This window comes from Planctomycetota bacterium, from assembly GCA_016872555.1.
GTDB lineage: Bacteria > Planctomycetota > Planctomycetia > Pirellulales > UBA1268 > F1-20-MAGs016.
On record VGZO01000105.1, the window covers coordinates 1 to 5,240 of the forward strand.

Annotated in this window: 3 protein-coding genes; all 3 read left to right on the forward strand. The window is 71.3% G+C overall.

The window, feature by feature from the left end:
- The first annotated feature begins 419 nt into the window (after nucleotides 1-419).
- The 3 genes from rsfS to fusA are packed head-to-tail and all read left to right on the forward strand — an operon-like array spanning nucleotide 420 to nucleotide 4,844.
- Nucleotides 420-851, forward strand: a complete 432-nt coding sequence (gene rsfS / locus FJ309_17065; GenBank protein ID MBM3956284.1) for a ribosome silencing factor — start codon at nucleotides 420-422, stop codon at nucleotides 849-851.
- A gap of 11 nt (nucleotides 852-862) precedes the next feature.
- Complete coding sequence (gene argS, locus FJ309_17070; protein ID MBM3956285.1) at nucleotides 863-2,701, forward strand: arginine--tRNA ligase; 1,839 nt, start codon at nucleotides 863-865, stop codon at nucleotides 2,699-2,701.
- 43 nt (nucleotides 2,702-2,744) lie between these two features.
- A complete protein-coding gene (gene fusA / locus FJ309_17075; GenBank protein ID MBM3956286.1) occupies nucleotides 2,745-4,844 on the forward strand; it encodes an elongation factor G in 2,100 nt (699 codons plus the stop codon).
- Nucleotides 4,845-5,240 lie beyond the last annotated feature (396 nt).

Sequence of the window (5,240 nt, forward strand, 5' to 3'; positions counted from 1 at the left end):
CTGGCCACCGGCACGAGCCTCCTTCCGGAAGTCCACACGCCGCTGGATGCCCCGCCGCCCCCGCCGGGGCGGTCGACGACCGAAGCGATCACAGTCGGCATCGGCTGGGGGCTCCGCGGGGCGATCCGCACGCTCGTCGATCGCTCGCGCGACGCCGTCGGCAGCTCGGCGGCGCTGTACCTCACCGGCGGCGGCCGGGGCATGCTCCGCGACACCCTGCCGGAGGCGATCGAGCGGCCAGATCTGGTCCTCGAAGGGCTGGCGCTGGCCGCCCACCGGCATGCGCCGGCGTGATCGCTGCCGCGGCGCCGCGCGGGCGACGCCCCTGGCCGGTGGAGGTAGACTGCGGCCGCGGGAGATGTTCCCGCGGCCACTCGCTGCCCAGAGTCTGCCTCCATTTCCTGCATGGAACCGCTGTCGTGACGTCGTCGAGCTCTGCCGAGCGATCGCCTGCCCAAGCCACGGCCGGCGGCGGGGACGAGGGCGGCGGCCGCTCGCGGACGCTGGCCCTGGCCGCGGCGCGGATCGCCGAGGAGACGCGCGGGACCGATGTCTGCGTCCTCGATCTCCGCGGCCTGACGCCGATGTTCGACTATTTCGTCGTCGCCACCGGCTCGAGCCGGCGGCAGCTCCACGCGATGGCCGACGAGATCGAGAAGGTCGTCGGCCACGATCTCCACGACCACAAGCGCGGCGGCGAGGGCTACGAGGAGGGGCGCTGGATCGTGCTCGACTACGGCGATGTCGTCGTCCATCTGTTCGACGCCGACGCCCGCGGCTACTGGGACATCGAGCACCTGTGGAGCGACGCGCGGCGCGTCTCCCTGCCGGCTGCGGGGGCGCGGCCGTGACTGCCGACGGAGTGGCCGCAGGCGCTTCGCCCGGCACGTTTCGCGACCGCCTCCGCGGGGCCTTCGCCGGTGCCCTGGCAGCCGCAAGCGCCGACGGGGCGCTGCCGATCGCGGCAGGCGACGTGCCCGGCCTGGTCGATCAGGTCCGCGAGGCGGCCGATCCGAAGTTTGGCGACTACTCGGCGACGCTGGCGATGGGGCTGGCCAAGAAGGTCGGGAAGAAGCCGCGCGACGTCGCCGTCGAGCTGGCCACGCGCCTTGCGGACACACCCGGATTTTCCGCCGCGTTCACGCCGCCGGGCGATCCGGTCGGCCCCGGCTTTGTCAATGTCCGCGTCCGCGACGACGCCCTGGCGGCGGCGATCTCGGCGGCGTTCGTCGATGAGCGCCTCGGCGTGCCACTGGTCGCCAGGCCCGAGTCGATCGTCGTCGATTTCAGTTCGCCCAACGTCGCCAAGCCGATGCACGTCGGCCACATCCGCTCGACCGTGATCGGCGACGCCCTGGCGCGGATCCTCGCGTTTCGCGGCCACCGCGTCATCACCGACAACCATCTCGGCGACTGGGGCACGCAGTTCGGGATGATCATCTGGGGCTGGAAGCACTGCCGCGACGACGGCGCCTTCGCCGCCGACCCGACCGCCGAGCTGGGGCGGCTGTACCGGCTGGTGCGCAACGTCGCCGACGCCAAGCCGGAGGATCTCGCCGCCGATCCGCCCGCCGCCGACCTCGCCGCCCGCCATCCCGACGCCGGCCGCGAGGTGCTCGAGGAGACGGCCAAGCTCCACGCCGGCGACGCGGAAAACCGCGCCCTCTGGCAGCGCTTCATGCCCGCCTGCCTGGCCGACATCGAGCGACTCTACAGCCGCCTCGACGTGTCGTTCGACCACTGGCTCGGCGAAAGTTTTTTTCAGCCGTTCCTCGCCGACGTCGTCGCCGATCTCGAGCGGCGCGGCCTGGCGCGCGAGAGCCGCGGCGCCACGGGGATCTTCCTCGACGGCGACGACAAGCCGCCGTTTCTCGTCCGCAAGGCCGACGGCGCCTTCCTCTACGCCACCACCGACCTGGCCACGATCCGCTGGCGCCTCGAGCACTGGCGGCCCGATCGGATCCTGTATGTCGTCGACCACCGCCAGGGGCAGCACTTCGACCAGTTGTTCCGCACCGCGGCGCGCTGGGGGCTGCCCGGTCTCGACCGCGTGGCGCTCGTCCATGTCGCCTTCGGCACCGTCCTCGGCGACGACGGCAAGCCGTTCAAGACGCGCTCCGGCGACACCGTGGGCCTCGAATCGCTGCTCGACGAAGGGGTCGAGCGCGCCTTGGCGGTGATCGCCGCCGACGAAGGGCTCGCGGAGGAGGAGCGGCGGAACGTGGCCGAGACGGTCGGCATCGGGGCGATCAAATACGCCGACCTGTGCCAGAACCGCACCACCGACTACGTCTTCAGCTACGACAAGATGCTCGAGCTCAAGGGCAACACCGCCGCCTACATGCAGTATGCGGTCGCCCGCGTCGAGGGGGTGCTCGACAAGGGGGGCGTGGACCGCGCGGCCTTGCGGCGCTCGGCGCCGGCGATCACGCTGGCCGATCCGAAGGAACGGGCCCTCGCCCTGGCGCTGCTCCGCTTCGGCGAGGTCCTCGAGGATGTCGAGGCCGACTACCGGCCGAACCTGCTCACCGCCTGGCTGTACGACGTCGCCGGCCGCTATTCGGCGTTGTACGACGCCCTCCCGATCCTCAAGGCCGACGAGCCCAGCCGCACGAGCCGCCTGGCGCTTGCCGACCTCACCGGCCGCGTCCTCCGCAAGGGGCTCGACCTGCTCGGCATCGGCACCGTCCGGCGGATGTGACGCCGGGCGGCCGGCGCCGCGACCGTTTTCCCCGAGGGGTTCCATGACCGCCCCCCTGGCCACGATCCGCAACATCGGCATCGTCGCCCACATCGACGCCGGCAAGACCACGCTCACCGAGCGGATGCTGTTCTTCACCAAGACCAGCCATCGCCTCGGCGACGTCGACCGCGGCACGACCGTCACCGACTTCGATCCCGAGGAGCAGGAGCGCGGGATCACGATCTACTCCGCCGCCGTGAGCTTCCGGTGGCGCGACGTGACGGTGAACCTCATCGACACCCCCGGCCACGTCGACTTCACCGCCGAGGTGGAGCGGAGCCTGCGCGTGCTCGACGGCGCGGTGGTGGTCTTTTCCGCGCGCGAAGGGGTCGAGGCGCAGAGCGAAACGGTCTGGCGCCAGGCCGACAAATACCACGTGCCCCGCGTCGCCCTGGTCAACAAGCTCGACCGCGAAGGGGCCGATTTCTTCGGCACGATCGACCAGATCGAGAAGCGCCTCGGCGCCCAGGCGCTCGTCCTCCAGGTGCCGCTGGGGATCGGCCCGCCGCACGTGACCAATCCGTTCCGCGGCCTGGTCGACCTGGTCGAGATGCAGCTCCTCACCTACCCGCCGCGCGACGAAGCCCTCGCCGCCGCGGCACCGGCCGAAGCCTTCACGGCCGGGCCGATCCCGCCGGAGGTGGCCGACCTTGCCGCCGAGTGGCGCGAGCAGCTCGTCTCGACGTTGTTCGACTTTTCCGACGAGCTCGCCGAGCTGGCGATGAGCGATTCGCCGATTCCCGTCGACGTGATCCACCGTGCGATCCGTCAGGCGACGCTCGCCCGCAAGGTCGTGCCGATCCTCGGCGGCTCGGCGCTCGACTGCATCGGCGTCCAACCGGTGCTCGACGCCGTCGCCCGCTACCTCCCCAGCCCGGCCGACGTGCCGCCCGTCGAGGGGCTCGACCCGACGAAAAAGACGCCGGTCACGATCGCGCGCAAGGCCGATCCGAAGGCGCCGTTCGCCGGCCTCGTGTTCAAGATCCTCGCCGAGAAGCATGGCGACCTGTTTTTCGTCCGCGTCTACTCCGGCACGCTCGAGGCGGGCAGCCGGGCCTGGAATCCGCTCAAGCAGAAGAAGGAAAACATCGCGCAGGTGTGGCGCGTGCAGGCCGACCGGCGCGAGCAGATCGAGAGCTGCACCGCCGGCGACATCGTCGGCGTGATCGGCCCGCGCGCCAGCGTGACCGGCGACACGCTCTGCGACGCGGCGGCGCCGATCGTGCTCGAGACGATCACCTTCCCCGAGACGGTGATCTCGATGGCGATCGAGCCGGAGACGAGCCTCGAGCGCAAGAAGCTCGCCGACGTCCTCGACATGATGAAGCGGCAAGATCCGACGTTTCGGGCCGTGGAGAGCGAGGAGACGGGGCAGACGCTGATTTCGGGGATGGGCGAACTGCACCTCGAGGTGATCCGCCATCGCCTCGAGCGCGACTTCAAGCTCAAGTGCCGCGTCCACAAGCCGCGCGTGAGCTACAAGGAATCGATCGAGCGCGCCGCGCCGGCCGTCGGCCAGGCCAATCGCCAGGTGGCGGGCCAAACGCTCGTCGCCACCGTCACGCTCCGGGCCGAGCCGACCTCCGACCAGGGGCCGGTGGTGGTGGAGCAGGGGTGGTTTCCGGAGGAGGAGTCGCTCGGCGAGATCGCGGCGACGATGACGCAGGCGGTCCGCGAGAGTGCCGAGCGCGGTGGGCTCAAGGGTTGTCCGCTGTGGGGCGTGCGGATCGTGGTCCTCGCAAGCCCGATCCCGGAGCCGCCGCCGGGAGACGTGGCGATCCGGATCGCGGCGGCCGACGCGATCGACAAGCTCCTCGCGGCAGCCGGCTCGGTGCTCTTGGAGCCGGTGATGCGGGTCGAGGTGAGCGTGCCGGAGGAGCATCTCGGCGACGTGATCAACGATCTCCAGCAGCGGCGGGCGATCATCACGGCGACGGAGATCCGCGGTGGCGTGACGGTGCTGACTGCCGAAGCGCCGCTGGCGAGCATGTTCGGCTATTCGGCGGCGGTGCGCAGCGTGAGCCAGGGCCGCGCGAGCTTCACGATGGCCCCGCTGAAATACGGCCCCGCCCCGCCGGAAACGGCGGAGGCGTATGTGTGAGCGGGCGAGGGGGAGCCGGCGCGGGGGCGCGGCGGTGGGGCTGCGCAATGGGGCGATACCACCGGCACTGCGGCTGCGATAGCCGGGCGGCGGCCGCGAGGGTTTTGCGGAGTAAACCGTGCGGCCATGGCAGACGCGACCTAAGCGGGCGGGGACCCCGAGGCTTCTTGGGTGCGGTTCTCCACCGCGGGGCACCATTTCCGGAGGGCAGTGATGACGGCACCGTGGCCGAGGGCCGGACAGCATGGCTACGATTGGCCCGGTGGAGGGGGAAGGTCACCCCCCGGCGACCGCCACGTCCCCCGTCACGATCCCGCGCCAGTTTCGCGCGAGCGGCTCAGCGAGGTCGGCAAGCACGGCGTCGGCGGTGGTTGGCAGGCCCGACAGGTGGGCGCG